Annotated in this window: 15 protein-coding genes; 7 read left to right on the forward strand and 8 right to left on the reverse strand. The window is 61.5% G+C overall.

Annotated elements, in window-relative coordinates:
- The first annotated feature begins 47 nt into the window (after positions 1–47).
- Genes Amn_RS10610 through Amn_RS10625 form a run of 4 tightly spaced genes read left to right on the forward strand, consistent with a single transcriptional unit; the run spans position 48 to position 5833 of the window.
- Positions 48–2330 (forward strand): DEAD/DEAH box helicase family protein, encoded by a 2283-nt coding sequence (locus tag Amn_RS10610; protein ID WP_286296915.1) that lies wholly within the window; start codon positions 48–50, stop codon positions 2328–2330.
- Entirely contained in the window at positions 2308–3654 is a 1347-nt protein-coding gene (locus Amn_RS10615; RefSeq protein ID WP_286296918.1) for a DEAD/DEAH box helicase, read from the forward strand. Before Amn_RS10610 ends, Amn_RS10615 begins: the two co-directional genes overlap by 23 nt.
- Positions 3651–5687 (forward strand): hypothetical protein, encoded by a 2037-nt coding sequence (locus Amn_RS10620; protein WP_286296921.1) that lies wholly within the window; start codon positions 3651–3653, stop codon positions 5685–5687. Before Amn_RS10615 ends, Amn_RS10620 begins: the two co-directional genes overlap by 4 nt.
- Positions 5684–5833, forward strand: a complete 150-nt coding sequence (locus Amn_RS10625; RefSeq protein WP_286296923.1) for a hypothetical protein — start codon at positions 5684–5686, stop codon at positions 5831–5833. The genes Amn_RS10620 and Amn_RS10625 overlap by 4 nt, the downstream gene beginning before the upstream one ends.
- Positions 5834–5967: 134 nt before the next feature.
- Here Amn_RS10625 and Amn_RS10630 read toward each other — a convergent pair whose 3' ends face one another.
- From Amn_RS10630 to Amn_RS10645, 4 genes are all read right to left on the reverse strand, one after another.
- Complete coding sequence (locus Amn_RS10630; RefSeq protein WP_286296927.1) at positions 5968–6810, reverse strand: hypothetical protein; 843 nt, start codon at positions 6808–6810, stop codon at positions 5968–5970.
- A complete protein-coding gene (gene dgt, locus Amn_RS10635) occupies positions 6807–8231 on the reverse strand; it encodes a dGTP triphosphohydrolase (RefSeq protein WP_286296931.1) in 1425 nt (474 codons plus the stop codon). The genes Amn_RS10630 and dgt overlap by 4 nt, the downstream gene beginning before the upstream one ends.
- A 366-nt stretch (positions 8232–8597) precedes the next feature.
- Positions 8598–9746 carry an efflux RND transporter periplasmic adaptor subunit gene (locus Amn_RS10640; RefSeq protein ID WP_286296935.1) on the reverse strand — a complete coding sequence of 383 codons (1149 nt, stop codon included), beginning with the start codon at positions 9744–9746 and terminating at the stop codon, positions 8598–8600.
- Positions 9747–9760: 14 nt separating this feature from the next.
- The gene (locus Amn_RS10645; RefSeq protein WP_286296939.1) at positions 9761–12871 is read right to left on the reverse strand and encodes an efflux RND transporter permease subunit; all 3111 of its coding nucleotides are present in this window, start codon (positions 12869–12871) and stop codon (positions 9761–9763) included.
- A gap of 216 nt (positions 12872–13087) precedes the next feature.
- Between Amn_RS10645 and Amn_RS10650 the strand changes: the two genes are divergently transcribed.
- The 3 genes from Amn_RS10650 (at position 13088) to Amn_RS10660 (ending at position 15567) form a co-directional block, all read left to right on the forward strand.
- Positions 13088–13660 (forward strand): TetR/AcrR family transcriptional regulator, encoded by a 573-nt coding sequence (locus tag Amn_RS10650; RefSeq protein WP_263007561.1) that lies wholly within the window; start codon positions 13088–13090, stop codon positions 13658–13660.
- A gap of 275 nt (positions 13661–13935) precedes the next feature.
- Positions 13936–15105 (forward strand): helix-turn-helix transcriptional regulator, encoded by a 1170-nt coding sequence (locus tag Amn_RS10655; RefSeq protein ID WP_286296944.1) that lies wholly within the window; start codon positions 13936–13938, stop codon positions 15103–15105.
- Between the two features lie 210 nt (positions 15106–15315).
- A complete protein-coding gene (locus Amn_RS10660; protein ID WP_286296948.1) occupies positions 15316–15567 on the forward strand; it encodes a hypothetical protein in 252 nt (83 codons plus the stop codon).
- A 178-nt stretch (positions 15568–15745) separates the two neighbouring features.
- Here Amn_RS10660 and Amn_RS10665 read toward each other — a convergent pair whose 3' ends face one another.
- The 4 genes from Amn_RS10665 to Amn_RS10680 all read right to left on the reverse strand — a co-directional run bounded on the left by Amn_RS10665 (position 15746) and on the right by Amn_RS10680 (position 17977).
- Complete coding sequence (locus tag Amn_RS10665) at positions 15746–16276, reverse strand: AAA family ATPase (RefSeq protein WP_154387343.1); 531 nt, start codon at positions 16274–16276, stop codon at positions 15746–15748.
- 356 nt (positions 16277–16632) lie between these two features.
- Positions 16633–16908, reverse strand: coding sequence for a hypothetical protein (locus tag Amn_RS10670; RefSeq protein WP_067963662.1), 276 nt, complete (start codon positions 16906–16908; stop codon positions 16633–16635).
- Complete coding sequence (locus Amn_RS10675) at positions 16905–17363, reverse strand: hypothetical protein (protein ID WP_286296956.1); 459 nt, start codon at positions 17361–17363, stop codon at positions 16905–16907. The genes Amn_RS10670 and Amn_RS10675 overlap by 4 nt, the downstream gene beginning before the upstream one ends.
- A gap of 122 nt (positions 17364–17485) precedes the next feature.
- On the reverse strand, positions 17486–17977 hold the full coding sequence (locus Amn_RS10680; protein ID WP_286296958.1) for a hypothetical protein: 492 nt from the start codon (positions 17975–17977) through the stop codon (positions 17486–17488).
- Positions 17978–17993: the final 16 nt, after the last annotated feature.

Below are 17993 nucleotides of genomic sequence, written 5' to 3' on the forward strand. Positions count from 1 at the left end.
GCGATCGAGCAGCCTATTATCTCCGGTTTGCCGAGGACTTGGAGGAAATGCCGGCCGAAGTAGTGTTGGGGCGCGTGGTCCGTTTCCTCTCTCATGACCTGCGAGAGGTGCTTGAACCAGTCGATTGGCGCGACCTGCCTTTGCACATCAGCGGCCGATGCATTGGGTGTGACTATCTCGGTTTTGCCTGGACAAGAACCGGCGCTGACGCCGCCGCGATCGATCAGCGCTATTGTGCGCCTGAGGCAGTTCGCGTGGATCATTTGAGCCGTATTGCGGGACTGACCGAGGGGGCCTGCGGGAAGTTGGCCGAGCGTGATGTAACCACGATCGGGGCCTTGTCAGCCGTCAACCCGGGCAGCACGATCTTCGACAGGCACCAGAACCTCAAGGCGACCCGGCACATCGTCCATGCGCGGGCGTCGTCTCTCCGCGATCGAACCCCTGCTCGACTTCCGGATCGAACCGGCACGTCAGCCATTATGCCTCGCTTCAGCGATATCCGTATTGCCCTGTCGGCGGATTATGACGTTTCATCGGGTCTCACATTCGCCATGGGGGCCCGAGTTGAAGCCTTTGTGCCCGATGGAAAGCAGCGCGACGAGGCGGGCCGGCCGATGTTTACGGCTTGGGGTAAAGCGCGTCTGACCGGAAAATGGGAACGCAAGGAGCAGACAAGGCTCGTCCTAAAGAAGACGGTCGAACAGGAGGGGGAAGTCTTTGTCGATTTTCTCTCCCGATTGCGCGACACGATCTACGAGTTCCGCCGGCAGATTCGTGCCGGTCGCCAGGAGCACGCCGACGACACCAAGTACGAGCCGACCGTCCAGTTCTTCCTCTGGGATAATCTGAACTTTCAGCAGTTTTGCCGAATGATGGGGCGGCATCTGGAGCGGATGCGGTCTGCGCCACCGTCGCCGATCACCGGCGTCGGAACGCTCTCGCCCATGGCATGGATATTCCCGCCAGAGGATGTGGTGCAGGAGGCGGACCATGTTGAGCAGAACTCACCAATCACAATCGTGGCCGAGATGGTCCGTTTGCTTGCAGCCGACATCCCCTACCACTACGCGCAGGGAGAAGTAGCTAATGCCTATCGACATCCGACGCCCGAAGGGCAGCGGATGTTCGACTATCGGCAGCATCCGTTTTATGCGGACCCGCTATCGGATCAAATCCCATCTGAACGCGGGCACGAGGTGTGGGCAGGCAACAAAAGCCCTTTCCGCAATCTGACCCCAGACGACTATCGCGACGAACTGCGGCGCGTCGTCGGTCATCGTCTTATGGCCACGTTGTCCGTTGCCGATCGCCTCGCCAGCGATCTCAGCCTAGACGAGGAGACAAAGCTCACGGCCCGAGCCCCCACGGTGTCGAGGGTTTTCGGCACGGGAGATCGTCTGGCTACCGTCGCACAGGATTTGCAGGTCATCTACCAGCATGCTAGGCTGATGGAGGCTGCTCATGCGCTCGATGTCGATCTGCTCTTGGCCAACCCGCCTTTCGAGCGTGAGGCGCGCTTTCGCAGCATCCGGTTGACCGAGCGCCTGCTCGATGACGACAGGCAACGGATTCTCAACGACGTGGGGCTGGCTCACCTGCTGGGTGATGATAACGCTTGGGCTTTCCGGATATCCCACCGCTCGACCGAGGCGAAGGTTAAGGAAGGCGACTTCAACCTGTCTCTTCTGCCGGAGAGCCAACTCTATCTCAGGCACTGGAAACTTGGCCAACTCGCCAACGAATTTCCCGACCTCTCTAATCATGTATTGGGCAAGGCCTACTGGAATGTTCGGAAGGCGGCGACCGTCCGGCTTGTCAGGTTTGACCGAGTGAGGCGTATCGTCGTCGTCGCTGCTAGCAGTCTGTTGGAGGTCATGGTGAAAGTTGGAGCTATTACCCTCGACTTCGATGGCAGCGCCGGCAGGTTCGGGATCATCGACCCGATACATTCCGATTTCTTCGTCGGTCCTCGGCTGTCGCATGCCCTGCGGTTGATAGCTTCTCCAAGGATTTCGGTCGACGATCCCCTGATCAGTGCGAAAGGGATCATCCGGTCGGGGGAGGCCAAACCAAAGGTCAAGGAAACCGGGAATGGCGCAGTCGACTTCCTGTGGCGTGCCGATCAATTGGCCACGCCCATACCCAGGGATATCGAGAGGGTCATGGCCGACTTGCCTAGCAACATATGGAACAACGCCAGGCAGCAGGAAGCGGTCCGACGAGGGCTGACGCAACGGCTGACATTACTGTGGGGACCTCCTGGCACGGGCAAAAGCGAGACTTCTGCTGCCCTGTTGGGTGGCTTTGGTCCGGCAGACACGCAGTGAAGGGAAATCGATCCGCATCGTCGTGACAGGGCCGACCTGGATAGCCATCGACAATGTTCTGCGCAAGCTACCAGGCAGGCTCAAGCCGAACGAAGCCCTGTTGGTTCGCCTGAAGTCGACCGAAGCAGGTGACGCCGGCATCGATCCGGTTCTGCTGCCTTATGTGGTTGCCAATACGCCCAGCGATGGTAGTTACGGCCAAATGATGGCGCACCTAGATGCCTCTCAAACTGTGATCGTCGGCGCCACGGCCCAGCAGATCGGAAGGTTGATGCGCAGCCATGGGGGAGAGGTCGGCCTTTTTGACTACCTCTTGATTGACGAAGCCTCCCAGATGGACGTGGCCTACGCCACAGTCGCGATGAGCTCACTGGTCGGCGGTGCGAGTGTAACGGTCGTAGGTGATGACTTGCAGATGGCGCCGATCCATCCGATCGATCCACCGGTCGGCTCCGAACATCTGGTCGGGTCAATCTACGACTTCTTCAAGCACTACCGGCGGGGCCAAACCAACGACGCTGGGGAAAGTCGCGGCCTCACGCCGGTCATGCTTGACCGAAGCTATCGATCGAACCGCGAAATAGTCGAGTTTGTCGAAACTACCGGGTATGAAAAGCTCACCGCCGAGTTTCCCGATCTTCGCACGCTCGTCACACCGCCGTTTTCGGCGGAGCGCCCGGAGCATTTGGCGGCCGGCCTGGCGTGGTCGCCGGCAATGGCCGAGATTCTCAATCCGGAGCATCCGCTAGTCGCCGTCGTGCACTCCGACCGATACAGCAGCCAGCGCAACGACAGCGAGGCGGCGTTGGTCACTTCGCTGGTGGCCTCGCTTGCAGGGCGGCTGGTCAACCCGGAAACCGATCAGCCCTTCGACCCGAAGACCTTCTTCGAAAAGGGTATCGGGATTGTCACGCCGCATCGGGCTCAACAGGCGGCGGTCATTGAATGCCTGATCGCTGCCCTTGACCCAGACGAACAAACGGCGGATGCCATTGTTCGAGCGGTTGATACGGTCGAGCGTTTCCAAGGGCAGGAAAAAACCGTGATGTTCGCTTCGTTCGGCCTGGGCGACGGCGACCAGATCGCGACGGAGGAGGAATTTCTCTACAACCTCAATCGCTTCAACGTCGTGGTTTCGCGCGCCAAGACAAAGATGGTTGTTGTGCTAAGCCGGCGTGTAGCGGACTATCTGCCCAAGGACATCAAGGCTTTGCGGCATTCCCGGCTTCTCAAGAACTTTGTCTACGGATTTCTGCGAACTGGATCGACCTTCTCGGTCGCCGGCCTGGAGGATCTTGGCGAGTGTGAGTTGAGAGTGCGATGAGTGTGGGACTGCCGGAAACTTCTTTGCTCGATGCCGGCATTCTCCCCGTCGGAGAAATCGCGCATATCGCACGGCGCGAAGGCGTGCGCCCGCGCGCTGCCTACCAGACGCACAAGTGGTTCGCCCGTCGGCTCGCAGCCACGGCGCGATCTTTGGCCGTTGCCGCGGCGACGCCGGTCGACAAGAACTTCTGGTCCGCCTATTACGGAGATACCACCTGTGAGGGACTGACCGTCCTTGACCCTTTCATGGGTGGAGGGGTGATGCTGCTCGAGGCCTCGCGTCTGGGCGCCGACGTCTATGGCACCGATGTGGAACCGGTCGCCGCCGCCGTTTCCGATTTCCAGGGCCGTCTCACTGCCCTTGAGCAGATGGATGATGCACTATCGCATTTGACGGAGACGGTCGGCGCCGAAATGGCTCAATACTACAAAACCAGTGACGCGTCGGGCACCGAAGAACGTCTGCTTCATGCCTTTTGGGTTCAACAGCACGCCTGTACCGGTTGTGGCAACGTCTTTGATGTCCATCCCACCTTTCGGCTTGCTTGGAACGACACGGGCAAACGCGAGTGGATCGTTTGTCAGGGTTGTGGCGATGTAGCGGAACGGCAGGTAAAGAAAGGACCGCACACGTGTGGTTGCGGCACTAAGACCAAGCCTGCAGAGCGGCGTCTCGATCATGGCGCGGCTGTTTGCCCATGCTGCGGACAACGAGATCGGTTGATCGACTCGGCGACCCTGACTGGGCGCCCACCCAGCTACCGGCTTTTCGCCGTTGAAACCCTGCCAGCCGGCGACGAAGCCCGCTACCCGAACATACAGCGCCGCATTCGAGCGGCTGTCGCGGCCGACCACGCCGCTTTCCAAGCTGCTGCAGATCGACTTGCTGAGGAACTGGCCGCTGACTCGGACTTTCTTGCTGCGGGTCCAATTCCGGCCGCCGGGCGCTCGGACAATCGGTTGCTGCAATACGGGTACCGGGACTATTCGGACCTCTTCGGCGCTAGGCAGAAGCTGCATCTGGGCCTCTTGGCTCGTGCGATTTCAAGGATCGAGGGTAGCGTCGGCGAAGGCATGCGCGTGGCCTTTTCCGACCACCTGACGACCAACAACATGATGTGCGCCTATGCCGGCGGCTGGCGTCGATTGACCGGCTTGTTCTCGATCCGGGCTTATCGCCACATCGCACGGCCGGTAGAGCTGAACCCATGGCTGACCAAAAACGGACGAGGGACTTTTCCCAATGCCGTTCGCGCCGTGCGCCGTGCCGCGGAGGCACTCCGACAATCGGTTGAACCCACGCTCGATGGCGGCACGCGGGAAGTGCGCTGGGTCAAACCCGGGGATTGGGACGTCAGATGTGCTGACGCGCGGAGACTAATGCACATCCCAGAACATAGCATCGATCTTGTCCTGACCGATCCGCCCTACTTCAACTACATTTCGTATTCCGAGTTGGGCCATTTTTTCACTCCCTGGATGGTTCGTCTCGGGATGATTCCCGCAATGCATCTCGTGGGGTTCCCGTCCGGGCAACTCGCCCAACCCGGCGGCAGCGCCGCAGCGGCCGACGCGTTTGCCAAATCGTTGGGTGAGGCACTCACCGAAGTTGCTAGGGTTTGCAAGCCAAGCGCAAGGATGGTCTTCACCTACCAGAATCTGGATGGGCGGGGTTGGCAGGCGCTCGCCTCCGGCTTGGCGACTGCCGGGATTGTCCCGCTCCGTATCTGGCCGATGTACGGTGATAGCAGCGGCGGCCTGCACAAGCGTGCGAACTCTATCTCCTGGGATTGCGTAGTTCTGTGCCGGTTCGGCGCGCCGGTTGACGATCTAGGGGGGCTGTCCGATCATGCAGTCGAAGGCGCGGCCCAAGCCAGTGTTTGGGTCGAACGGCTCAAGGAATCGGGTCACCATCTGGCCACGGGAGATGTACGCAACCTCACCCATGCCTGTGCCATGGTCGCTGCGTTCCAGGCGGCCAATATGCTGGCGAAAGCCCCGGTTGAGTTTGTCGATGGAGTGACAGCGTGAGCGGCGAGCTACTTGAGCATGTGTTCGAAAAGGTCGCCGCCGCGATCAAGCGGGCAGCGGCCGAGCGCAACTATATGATGGCATCCAAGGAGGCGGAACGCCTCGGCGACGGCACTCCATCAATTCGCCACCATTGGGAGCGCTAGGAGGGAACAGGGCGGGTGACGTTCATGTGGCGATGGTACGACCAATCGAAGGCACTCTCCATCCAACCCGACATGAACATCATGGCCGTTGAGCTGATCGGGAACGATACGGTCGTCCGCTCTGCCGGTGATAGCTACGAAGACTGAGTTAGTCTTTTACTTCCGCAGCCTTTTCGTGTGTGGGAGTTGTAGTCCACCTTATATTGGTCATGGTGGCAGCCTTCCAATGGTTTGGACTTAAGCGCTTGCTCGCAATCCTGCCACGCCGTCAAATGGGCATGGAGGGCTGACACCACCATACACGGATCGCTACCTGCTGCCAGTCGACGCCCCAGGCCATTGCGCGCCACGTAATCGACGATCTCATCGCTGTTGCGAGCCATGCCTTCAGCGAGATACTTCGTCAACTTCGGGCCCAGATCCTGTCGCCAATCGAGAAGAATACGCAGGGTCCTCGCGAGTGTGCCGATGTAATGTGGATTGGCTTCAAGATTGATATCGACAATTCGATGTTCGATGCTTGTCCAGAAATTATCGGACCTCGTTATCTCGTGGGTGCGACAATGAAAGAGCACGGAATCGCAGTCAAAGAAGGTCGTCTTGACCAGATCTTTCAGCGAATGGACGGCGACATGGCCATGGCTGACAGCCCACGTCGACTGTAGTGCCCATACGTCGAAGTCGAAGCGGCCATACGTCAGCCTGTACCCGCCGAATCGATTGCGTCGACCACCGAGTGACGCCAGCAGGGCATGGAGAGCGTCGGGTGAAGCTTCGACAACAACGTCAACATCAGAACTGAAAGCGGATCGCCCCTCGCGTGCGAAATCGCGGGGCAGGCCACCTAATATAGCACTGTCCCCCACTTTCCCCACCATATCGACTAGGGCACCGATCTCGGCGCCTTGCGATCCGCGGATGAAATCAGCGATGTCGTTGCTCAGGTCCCGGTCACGAACCAGGTATCGAGCGTTCATGCTGCTCCTCTTTGGCGCAGGTCTTGCAACATTGAGATCGCAAAATTGTCCGTCATGCCCGACATCATGTCCGTCATGAGCTGCAATTCACGATAACGGATAGGCATACGATTGTCCGCCGCCTCCGCCACACGCCGGTAATTCTCGGAAATGCGGGAATAGACATACCGATCGAGCGGAGTCGTTCGCTTCGAACCCAGGTCGAGCGGATCCTTGCGATTGGTTATCGCGGCCCAGAAGATATCCATGAGACCATGAATGGTCTGATGCCCCGTCAGTTCCACCTCGAGCACTCGGCGATGTGGGTAGATATGGTCGCTGGCGAATTCCTTGAGAAGGGCCCACAACTTGCCTGCGGACGAAACCGCCATCAGCTCTTTGTCGAACTTGCCTTCCATCATCGCCGGCAGGCTCTCGGCAAAGGCCTTGGTCGCGGCAACTATCATCACACCGATAGCGTTGACCCGGAACATCTGCATCGTGATGTCATCGACTTCCGCCGCCGATAAGGCTTGCGCGCGAAATTCCTTGTACTGCTCTTTTGCCTTGGCGAGCACGGACTTGATGCAGTCGTCGCCGTCAGCCTTGAAAGCAAGGAAACTCGCAAGTCGGTCGAAGTTGATCAATCCCTTCTTGGCCGCATCCTCGACGTCCACCACCGAATAGGCGATGTCATCGCAAGCTTCCATGATGAAGGTCAGCGGATGCCTGACGCCCTCGGACAGCCCCGTTTCGCGCCAGACCTCTTCGGCGATGTCTGCTTCGGATTGGAAGTAGTTGAACTTCTTGCGGGCAAGAACGCCCTTGTACACGCGATCGGACGGGCTTGGATATTTCATGATCGCTGCCAGGAACGCATAGGTCATGTTCAAGCCGAATGAGTCATTGACGATCTGCAGACGGGTCAAAAGCCGGAAAGCCTGGGCGTTGCCCTCAAACTTCAGGAAATCTTCGCGCAGGGCACCCTCTTCCAGCCCCTCGAAGATTTCAGTCTCACGGGCCTTCATCCAGGACTGGATCGCATCCTCGCCTTGGTGGCCGAACGGAGGATTGCCAAGGTCATGTGCAAGGCCAATGGCCTCCAGCAATGCGGGTAGGTTCCGCTCCGGGATGAGGCCTTCGGGCAGCCGCAGTTGTTCGGGGTAGACGTAGACCAATGCTGTGCCAAAGCTACGGGCCATGTTGGCCACTTCATGACTGTGGGTCAGACGCGTGCGAACACTGTCATGGGGGTCTAGAGGGAAGACTTGGGTCTTGTCCTGCATGCGACGCACAGGTGTGGAGAAAAGGATGCGATCGTGATCGCGCTCCAGTTCAGTGCGGTGTTCGGCAGTTTTCGCAGAACGCTCTGCGCTTTTTCCCCGCGCCTTGTCCTTACGGCGTTGAGAGTTCAGCAGCTGTTCCCAGTTCAGGTCGACCAAATGTCCAATCCCCCTCAGGCTAAGGTCTCGGCGCCAGGGGCCGATTCGTCAATCGCCCTGTCGGTTTAGGCTACGAAACCATGTGAATTGATAATCAATCACGGTGCGATCTCACCATGCTCTATGACGAATAGATGTAGTTCACTCTTTGTTCTATAAGGGTTTGTGCGAGAAATAAAGGCTATTTCGCATAACCGCTTGCCCAAGGGCTGGCCGATCCCCACGCTCGTTAGCGCGTCGAACGAGTCCGAAGAAAGTGGCAGCTTTCAGCACAAGTTTGAACTTTGGCATCAATGACTGAAATCGGGCCCGAAGCCGTCCGTCCCGGCCGCATCCCCCGCGCACCCGCCAGCCAGCCCCGCCCGCTCACCCGCCACCGCCATCAAGCGGCTGCACCGGTGCCCCCGGAAATATCTTCTGCAAATTGCCGGAGATGATCTTGTCGCCTTCCTTGATGCCTGACGTCAGCGTCACCAACTCGCCGTCGGTGGGGCCGAGGGCGACGACGCGCTGTTCGACGAGATTGTCCTTGCCGACGACATAGACATATTTGCCGAACTGGCTGGAGCCGAGTGCGGTCTGCGGCACCATCAGCGCGTTGGGCAATTCCCTGATGTGCAGGCGGATGCGGACATATTGGCCGGGCAGCAGCGACAGATCGAGGTTGTCGATCGTCGCGCGGGCGGCAATGGTGCCGGTGTTGCGCTCGACGGCATTGTCGATGAAGGTCAGCTTGCCCTGACGCGGCTTCTCGTCGCTGCCGGGGATGATGACCTCGGTTTCGACGGTGCCCTGGGCAAAGGCCTGCTGGATCTCGGCCAGTTCGGTCTCGCCAGGGTTGAAGGTGATGTAGATCGGCGCGAGCTGGACGAGATTGTTCAGCGGCGTGCCGGCGGCACTTGTGACCAGCGTGCCTTCGGGCGCCTGGTTGCGGCCGAGGCGACCGGCGAAGGGGGCGCGGATCTCGGTGTTTTTCAGGTTGATCTCGGCGGTCCGCATGGCCGAACGTGAAATGGCAAGGGCAGCTTCGGCCTGGCGCACGGCGCTGCGGCGCTGGTCGAAGCCGTCCTTGGCGAGATAGCCGTTGTCGGCGAGCTTGTTGCCGCGGGTGAGGCTCGACTTGAGGTATTCGAGGGATGCCTGGTCACGCTCGATCTGCGCCTTGGCCTGGTCGAGTGCTGCCTGATAATCCGTGGCCTCGATGCGGTAGAGCAGGTCGCCTTCATTGACGTCGGCGCCGTCGGATACCGGCTGTGCCTGCAGATAGCCCGACGCCTTGGCACGCAAGGTCACGTTGCGGATGGCTTCGGTGCGCGCGGCATATTCGAGATAGATCGGGATCGTCTTCTTGACCACGCCGACAACCGGCACCGGCATGGCCTGGGGCACTTGTGCCGAAGGGGCGGCACCGGCAGTCGTGCTGCCGACGCCCCAGCCCTGTTGAGCAAGCAGGTAGCCGCCCGCCACAGCCAGAGCGAGAAGGCTGGCGTTGAGGCCGAGTTTGAAAATGCGCATCGTAATACTCCTGATTATTCGGCCGGCTCGACCGCCTGGGTGGGCAACGAGCGGCGCGCGAAACGTTCACGCCAGGTTTCGAGGACGACGTAGAAGATCGGCACGAAAGCAAGCGTCAGCACGGTCGCGATCAACATGCCGCCGAAGACGGTGGTGCCGATCGACTGCCGGCTTGCCGCGCCGGCGCCCGACGCCAGCATCAGCGGCACGACGCCGAGGATGAAGGCGAAGGCCGTCATCAGGATCGGGCGCAGCCTGAGGCGCGCGGCTTCGACGGCCGCGGCGACGATCTCGACACCTTCTTCGCGCCGCCGCTTGGCAAATTCGACGATCAGGATCGCATTCTTGGCGGCGAGGCCGATCAGCATGACGAAACCGATCTGCGAATAGACGTCGATCTGCAGGCCGCGCAGCCAGATCGCCAGCAATGCGCCGAGCAAAGCGAGCGGCACGGCGAGCAGCACCACGAAAGGCATCGACCAGCTTTCGTACTGCATGGCCAGGACGAGGAAGCAGAAGACGATGGCGAGGCCGAAGACGAGGTTGGCGATCGAACCGGCGCGGATCTCCTGATAGGTGATGCCGGTCCATTCGAAGGCGAAGTCCCGGGGCAGGGCGCTTGCCGCGACACGCTCCATGGCGGCGACCGCCTGGCTCGAGCTGTAGCCTTCGGCGGCGGCACCATTGACCAGGGCGGAAGGGTAATTGTTGTAGTGGGTGACCGTTTCCGGGCCCGACACCGCCTTCAGCGCGCCCAGCGTGCTGAGCGGCACCATGTCGCCCGTGTTGCTGCGGACATAGAGCCGCGAAATGTCGGTGGCTGAAGCGCGCGCCTGCTGTTCGGCCTGAAGCGTGACGCGGAACGTGCGGCCGAACAGGTTGAAATCGTTGACATAAAGCGAGCCGAGATAGATCTGCAGCGTCGAGAAGATGTCGGGCAGGTCGAGGCCGAGCAGCTTGGCCTTGTTGCGGTCGAGGTCGTAGGAATATTGCGGCGTCGAGGTGCTGAAGGTGGTGAACAAAGTGAACGGGTTCAGCTCCGGCTGCTTGCGCGCCTCGGCAAGCAGGGCCTGCGTCGCCTCGTCGAGGGCGACCGCACCGCGGCCGGTCAGGTCCTCGACCTGGAACTCGAAGCCGCCCGTCGCACCCAGACCCTGGATCGAGGGCGGGTCGAAGGCGAGCACCAGCGCTTCCGGAATCTGGATCAGCTTGCCCTGGGCGATGTTCTTGAGCTCGGTCGCACTTTCCCCGGGGCCGCGCTCGTCCCAGGGCTTGAGCACGGCGAACTGGACACCGGCATTGGACTGGTTGGCGAAGGTGAGGAAAGAGAAGCCGACGACGGAGCCGACGGATTCGACGCCGGGCAGGGCGCGCAGGACCTCCTCCGACTTCTTGGCCACCGCAGCCGTCCGTTCCACCGAGGCGCCGTCGGGCAATTGCAGCACGACGAAGAAGTAGCCCTGGTCTTCGACCGGCAGGAAGGTGGAGGGGATGCGCTGCGACAGCGCGTAGGTGGCATAAAGAGCGAGCGCGAACAGCCCCATGAAAGCCCAGCGCCAGCGGACGAAGCTGCGGATGCTGCCGGCATAGGCGTTGGACAGCCAGCGGAAGCCTGAATTGAACCAGCGGAACAGGACGAATTTCGGCGCGCCGCGATGGCGCAGGAAAACCGCACTCAGCGCCGGGCTCAGCGTCAGCGAGTTGAAGGCCGAGATGGCGAACGAGATCGCCACCGTCAGCGCGAACTGGTTGTAGAGCTGGCCGGCGACGCCGGGGATGAAAGCGACGGGCACGAAGACGGCGAGCAGCACGCCTGTGGTCGCGATGATCGGGCCGGTGACCTCCTTCATCGCGATCTTTGCCGCCTCGAGCGGCGGATGGCCGTCTTCGAGCTGGCGTTCGACGTTTTCGACGACGACGATGGCGTCGTCGACGACAAGGCCGATGGCCAGCACCATGCCGAGCAGCGACAGCATGTTGAGCGAGAAGCCTAAGAGATACATCACCGTCAGGGTGGCGATCAGCGACACTGGTATCGCGATGATCGGGATGATGGTGGCGCGCCAGCTCTGCAGGAAGATGAAGACGACGAAGACGACGAGCAGCAGCGCTTCGACCAGCGTCTTGATCACGTCGTCCATGGCGGCGGAGACGAAGCGGGTGGTGTCGTAGAACATGTTGTAGGACATGCCCGAGGGGAAGCGCTGCGACAGCTCGTCCATCTTGGCCTTGACGCTGCCCTGCAGGTCGAGCGCGTTGGAGCCCGGGGCCTGGAGCACGGCGAGCACGACGCTGTCCTCGCCGTCGAGGCTGAAGGAGGAGGAGTAGGACAAAGCGCCGAGTTCGATGCGTGCGACGTCGCGCAGATGGATCGCGGCGTGGGTTTCGGGATCGACGCGCAGGATGATCTCGCCGAACTGCTTGGGGTCGCTCAGGCGGCCGACGGCACTGACCTGCATCTCGAAGGGCGTGCCCGACGGCGCCGGCGACTGGCCGATCTTGCCGGCCGCGACCTGGATGTTCTGCTCCTGGATGACGTTCTGGACATCGACGGCGGTGACGCCGAGGCGCATCGAATAACGACGCTCGCCGAAGAACTGGACGTCGCCGACGCCGGGCAGCCTTTTGATCGGGTCGAGGATCTGCAGATAGGCGTAGTTCGACAAAGTGGTGAAATCGACCGACTTGTCAGGCGAGCTGAGATTTACCAGCACGTTGAAGTTGGGGTTCTGCTTGATGACGGTGACGCCGGTCTGGTTGACCAAAGCCGGCAGGGAGGGGGCCGCCTGCGAGACGCGGTTCTGCACGTCCATGGCGGCGATGTCGACGTCATAACCGACCTGGAACGAGATGGTGATGCGCGCCGAGCCGTCGTTCGAGCTCGTCGACGACATGTAGAGCATGCCGGGCACGCCGTTCAGCTGCTGCTCCAGCGGCGTCGTCACCGTGTCGGCCACCACCTGGGCGCTGGCGCCGGGATAGTTGGCGGCAACCACGATCTGCGGTGGGGTGATGTCGGGAAACTGCGAGACCGGCAGCAGGAAGTAGGAAATGGCGCCGGCCAGCACCATGATGATGGCGATCGCCGAAGCGAAGATCGGCCGCAAAATGAAGAAGTTGACCATGATGGCTCTCTCCGAGGCGGCTCGTGATGGTCGATGGCTGCCCTGGGAGATGGCAACGAAAAACCGATGCAGCGCACGGAACCGTGCGCTGCTCCTGAACAACCCGATATTGACTTCAGACGATGGATGTTACTATCTAGTAACAGGATAAATGTTACGGATCGGTAACATTGTCAAGGGCGTTCCAGCGACAAGACTGGAAGCGAGGAAACGTTGATGACAGTTGCTGTCAAATGTCCCCCGAGAGAGCGGATCATCGACGCTGCGCGCGACCTGTTCCGAAAGCACGGCATCAAGGGCATTGGTGTCGATGCCATCGCCGAGGCGGCCGAGAGCAACAAGATGACGCTCTACCGCCATTTCGGCTCCAAGGACGACCTGGTGTTCGTCTGCCTCAAGGAGGCGGCCGCCGAGGCCGACGCCTTCTGGGAGGGCATCAAGGCGGCCAATCCCGGTGATGCCAAGGCGCAATTGCGCGACTGGGTCCGCTGCGCCGGCGAATTCGTCACCGTCGAACATTGCAATTGCGAGCTCTTGGATGCCGCAGCCCAGCTGGTCGAGATCGACCACCCGGCGCGGCAGTTCGTCGAGGAGCTTCGCAACCTGTACCGCGTGCGCCTGGTCGAGCTCTGCGAAGCAGCGGGTGCTGCCGACGCCGAGCTGATGGTCGATGCGTTGACGCTTCTGGTCGAAGGCGCCAGGACCAACTGGCGCAGCGCCGGGCCTGGCGGCGCGGCAACGCGCTTCGTCAAGGTCGCGGAGATGATCGTCGACGATTTTCTGGCCTAGCCTGGTGGCAGCTTTGGGCCGGATCCAGACAGTCCGATCAAGGCGCCTCGACATCCATGAGAATGTTCTGCGCAAATGGGGGCGCGGGACCGATCTGCAGCATGCGTTTTTCGGTCATGGGCACATGACACCGGAGCAGAAGACCGGCGGGCCGCCGTCTCGATCGCAACCTGTTCCAATGGAACGGCGCCGTGGGCGTCCCTCATCGCCTTCATCGCGGCGGACGCGGATTGCGTGCTTGTCCTCATCAATGGCATTTTAGCTGTCTCTGTAATATGGTTGTCACAATTCGGTTTGCTGACATCGGCATCCTGTCATCAGCAACCGATCCGCGCTCGAACCGATTGCGGTGGGCAATGCAGGCTGGGACCGATCCGAACAATCCTGCTTTGCCCTATGGCGAGGAGCCGGAAGGGTTCAGGCTCGCACGCATAGGCGACCTGCAGGATCTGGAAGGCGGCGCGTATTGGCCGCGGCTCCAGCCGCACTTCCTCAAGCCTCATTTCAAGCTGTTGCGCTATAGGATTCAGGAAAGGACCGGGGCCGACCGGACCCCGAAATTCTTCTCGGTCCGGGGCGCGAGCGGGGTCGGCGATCTGGATGTCGCCTATGTTGCGGATCGGCTCGCCGCGACGCTGACTGTCACCGGATCCGGCATACCCGACTACTGCCTCACCGCCGTGAGCAGGGGCGCCTTGAAGTTCGGCGGCGCGCCGGGCGCTCGGACAGCTGGAATCGACCGCAGCGTGGGCCTGGTATACCGCGGCGAGCCCGGAACGACGCTGTCCGCGACCGGGAGCCACGAGCGACTTTCGGTTTGGATTCCTGCGACGAGCCTGAACCAGCGATTGGCTGCGTTGCTGGGTGGGCCCGTGACGAAGGACATCGCCTTTGAGCCGGTCTTCGACTGGGATGCTGTGCCGGCGCAGCGCTTGAGGCGCCTCATGGAGCTGATGGTGGAGGAGCTTCGCGCGCCGACACCGTTTGCGGGCAGCGAACTCGCCAGCCACTCCTTCATCGACCTCATGCTCTACACACTGCTGCGCGCACTCCCTCACAACCATTCGGATCATCTTGCCCGGGCAGGCAGCCCCGCTGTCCCGGGAATCATACGGCGGGCGGAGGCCTATATCCACGCCCATGTCGAAGAGCCCATCGCGCTGCACGAGGTGGCGGCGGCGGCGGGGTGCAGTGTGCGCAGCCTGCAGCTTGGCTTCCGGCGGTTCCGCGAGACGACGCCCCTGGAAGCGATCCGCCTCGCCCGCCTCGTCGCGGTGCGCGACGCGCTCAGGACCGGCGACATCGCGGGCACGGTCACCGATCTCGCCCTTCGGTTCGGCTTCACCAATCCCAGCCGCTTCGCGCACGACTACAAGGCGGCATTCGGTGAGGCCCCACGCGACGCCTTGCGTCGCGGTTCAGGACATCGACGACACAGCAGGTGAGGGCGGTTTGCCGCTTTCGCGATGTTTGCGCGATCTGTCCTGCTCTTTCGTTTTCCGCATAGAACGCAGCCTTAACGCCGCGTTAACTTAGGCCTGTCGCGCTCAGTCCGGCTCTCTTGCCGTTGAGCAGCGCAGCCGCCCCTGCGGCTGCCAGGCAACCGACACTATGACACCAAGCGCAACTACCAGTTCGCTTAGGGAGGGCTGATCATGAAACGCGCGCTATCTGCACTTCTTGCATTGCCTGCAGTTCTTGCATTGCTTGTACTTTCGCATGCGGCACAGGCAGATACGAAAACAGTTGTGGTCAAAAAGAAAGCGGTCATATCAGAGGAAAGCCCGCCGGCTCTCGACAAAAGGTCCACCGGATCGGTCAGGCCCGCTTTCGATGCGATCACAGAACCGGCCGATAAAACCGGCAAAGACCCGTCCTATCCTCCGGCACTGTGGTTCACGTTCTAAACAGCGCGGCGCGTCCTTTGGGGCGTGCGAACGACGTTTTGACACGTCGAGTTGACTGATGACGGCACGCGTCAGCTTCGCTGATCTGGAGCGATGTGTCGCGTGCGGTGATCGACCACAGGGCGTTTGGCCTGCTGACCCCCGAGCCGATGGTTGGGGCGGCCGGTGGAAGCGCGCTTCATGCTGCAGCGAGCCGGCGCAGGATGTACTCCACCCTCTCATCGGCAGGCAATGGCGGCACGGTTTCGAGAGGGAAGCCGAGGGACCGGTACACGTCGATCAGCAACGCATGGATCCGGTGTTGTGCACCGGTGTCTTCGGTCCGCGCATAGTCCCTGGCGAGCGGCAGCAGGTCGAGGACGAACACCTTCCGGTAGGAGGCGGTTTTCAGCGCTTCGATCAGTTCCGGCTCCGGCTCGAGCGACAGGAAGCGGTAGTAGGCCAAGGCATCGGGCAGCGCGCGGTCGAGGAAGCAGACCTCGTCCGGGTCGAGCATTCCTTCCTGCTCGATCTGCATCTTGAGAACGCCCTTCTGGAACTCGCGCTGGTTGGCCCGTATCTCGGCGACCGTCCGTCCGGTGACGCGCTGCGTGTCGATGAAGTGCCGTGCGTGCTCGATCGTGGTGCGATAGCCACGCTTGGCGAGCAATTCGATGGTCGTCGTCTTGCCTGAACTCGGTCCGCCGGTGATCACGTACCAGTTTGTCATGGACGGCAGCCTGACACGCGGCGGCGATCGCGCCCTTGATCGGGATCAATTGGCAGCACAGGCATCGTGCTGGTCCGGACCTTTCTTCCCAGTCCCGCGAGGCAGGCATGGTCAGATATGCGAAACTTGCCGAGACATATGCTCTGCAGGTCGGTGACTTCGAGGGTGACGGTTTTCACGCTCGGGCCTCGGGGTCGGCAGCCGAAGGTCGACATCATGCCGGCCGCCTTGTGGGAGAGGTGGTGGAAGTCGTCTGATGCTGTTCCAACCGCGACTGGACGGTCGCGGTTGGGGGGATGGCATGGAACTGCCGCTGCTGGTCATTGAGACCGCGCCGGCCCTGCGGCCGGCCCGTCTCACAGTCCGCGTGCCGCGACGGCGTTATGGACCGCAGCCACGATCGCGCCTGCAATGATGCCGAAAACGAGGCTGAAGAAAATGCCTTCGAGCCAAGCCTGGGGCGACGTCACGGGTGCGAGCGTGAACAGTCCTACCCAGGCATGCGTCACCTGCAGGCTGGGAAACAGCACTCCCACGAGCGCGCACAGGACGAACAGCACGATCAGCGCTGCGCTGGCCGCCATTGCCAGCCCCAGCATCGACAGCGTGCGTCTATTGACGATGTCGGTCATGGCATGTCTCCCTCAGCAGGGGCCTCGGGTGCGGGGATGTCCTTCTGCATCTGCCGCATCATCCGCATCATGTCCATCTGCATCATCTGCATGGACCGCATCATCTCCATCATCTGCATCTGCGGCGAGCCGCCGGCGCCTGGCTGCATCATCCCGCCACTCTGCATCTGCTGCATGAGTTGCAGGTGCATCTGCATCATCATCATCATGTGCATTTGCATCATCGGTATGGCTGCTCCCCCGCCGCCCTTCATCATGCCCATCATGTCCGGGCATTGGGCCGTCGCGTTGGCTGCGGGCGGGGCAGGAAGCTGGGCAATGTTGCCTGCCGGTGTCCCGGTCGTGGCAGAGGGGGTATCGGCCCCCTCGGGGTGATGCGGGTCGGTCTGGGCGATCGCAGGATTGGCGAGGCTGAGGAACAGCGCCGCCATGAACAGGGGCCTGGTAACGCGCATGGGTCTTCTCCCTTTGCGTTGTGCTGGATTGAATGGGTGGTGACGAGACGCCGGACAACGGTGCAATGCAGGGCAGTGCGCGGGTGAGAAGCGAAACGCCGCGGCCGTCAAGGTCGCTTGTGTCAGCCGAGGTCGCGGGGCGGATGGCGGTTGACGAGCGGATCGATGCCGTGGAGGCATTGCGCTCCTGCCAAGGTCCAGGTCCGGTGCGCGGAACCGGCAAAGCCGGGCGCGTCAGCCGGCGCCACGAGGGCAATACCGCTGCAATGCGCCAGGCTTGAACAGCAATCGGCGAACCGATCATCGCACGGCTCTTGCCCGTCGGCGTCGTGCGCGATCGATGCAGGATGGACGATGGCCAGATGGTGCAGTTGTTCGACGGACGTGCCGGGCAAAGCGGCAACCGCCGCAGCGCCGACGCCAAGCGCCAACGCCAGGCTCAAAATCAGCGCCGTCGCCAGAAGCCGGAGTTCATCGCACAACCAAACCATGTTGACACGATAAGGCCATCCCGCAAGCTGTCCTTGATCGAAATCAAAATCGCGTCGCCGGACGTTCGAGCTTGCGGCCGGCCGGTTCGAGCCGCACGCCGGTTTCGGCGGCCAGGTCATCATAGCCAATGGCCTGGTC

The organism is Aminobacter sp. Y103A (genome assembly GCF_030294925.1).
Classification (GTDB): domain Bacteria; phylum Pseudomonadota; class Alphaproteobacteria; order Rhizobiales; family Rhizobiaceae; genus Aminobacter; species Aminobacter ciceronei.

Excerpts from the sequence above, each read along its gene's own strand:
- Amn_RS10610 (WP_286296915.1), top strand. The coding sequence starts at position 48 with ATGCCGGCCGAAGTAGTGTTGGGGCGCGTGGTCCGTTTCCTCTCTCAT.
- Amn_RS10660 (WP_286296948.1), top strand. The coding sequence starts at position 15,316 with ATGAAACGCGCGCTATCTGCACTTCTTGCATTGCCTGCAGTTCTTGCA.
- Amn_RS10650 (WP_263007561.1), top strand. The coding sequence starts at position 13,088 with ATGACAGTTGCTGTCAAATGTCCCCCGAGAGAGCGGATCATCGACGCT.
- Amn_RS10675 (WP_286296956.1), bottom strand. The coding sequence starts at position 17,363 with ATGCGCGTTACCAGGCCCCTGTTCATGGCGGCGCTGTTCCTCAGCCTC.
- Amn_RS10680 (WP_286296958.1), bottom strand. The coding sequence starts at position 17,977 with ATGATGACCTGGCCGCCGAAACCGGCGTGCGGCTCGAACCGGCCGGCC.
- Amn_RS10645 (WP_286296939.1), bottom strand. The coding sequence starts at position 12,871 with ATGGTCAACTTCTTCATTTTGCGGCCGATCTTCGCTTCGGCGATCGCC.
- Amn_RS10630 (WP_286296927.1), bottom strand. The coding sequence starts at position 6,810 with ATGAACGCTCGATACCTGGTTCGTGACCGGGACCTGAGCAACGACATC.
- Amn_RS10670 (WP_067963662.1), bottom strand. The coding sequence starts at position 16,908 with ATGACCGACATCGTCAATAGACGCACGCTGTCGATGCTGGGGCTGGCA.
- Amn_RS10665 (WP_154387343.1), bottom strand. The coding sequence starts at position 16,276 with ATGACAAACTGGTACGTGATCACCGGCGGACCGAGTTCAGGCAAGACG.
- Amn_RS10655 (WP_286296944.1), top strand. The coding sequence starts at position 13,936 with ATGGTTGTCACAATTCGGTTTGCTGACATCGGCATCCTGTCATCAGCA.
- Amn_RS10640 (WP_286296935.1), bottom strand. The coding sequence starts at position 9,746 with ATGCGCATTTTCAAACTCGGCCTCAACGCCAGCCTTCTCGCTCTGGCT.
- Amn_RS10620 (WP_286296921.1), top strand. The coding sequence starts at position 3,651 with ATGAGTGTGGGACTGCCGGAAACTTCTTTGCTCGATGCCGGCATTCTC.